Annotated in this window: 1 pseudogene; it reads left to right on the top strand. The window is 75.9% G+C overall.

Annotated features, from left to right (window positions below):
- A pseudogene (locus AOK03_RS43940) lies at nt 1-234 on the top strand (DUF4162 domain-containing protein); the annotation flags it as partial.
- Nucleotides 235-257 lie beyond the last annotated feature (23 nt).

Below are 257 nucleotides of genomic sequence, written 5' to 3'. Positions count from 1 at the left end.
GTCGTCGTCGCGGAGGGCGCGGCACTGCCCGCCGCGGCGGTGGTCCTCGACCAGCTGACGGGGGCGGAGCCCGTGCTCGACGCGGAGTCCCGCACCGCGGGAGTGGTCGCCCTCGATCCGGCACTCACGCTGCCCCGGCTCGTCCGCGAGCTGGACGCGGCGGGGATTCCCCTCGTCGACGCGAGCCTGCGGCGCCCTTCGCTGGACGACGTCTTCCTGCGCCTCATCCCGTGACGCCGGCGAGATGACGCCCTCGC

The sequence above is a fragment of the Streptomyces atriruber genome, assembly GCF_001418325.1.
Classification (GTDB): Bacteria; Actinomycetota; Actinomycetes; order Streptomycetales; family Streptomycetaceae; genus Streptomyces; species Streptomyces atriruber.
This window is presented reverse-complemented; position numbering and strand designations above follow the sequence as displayed.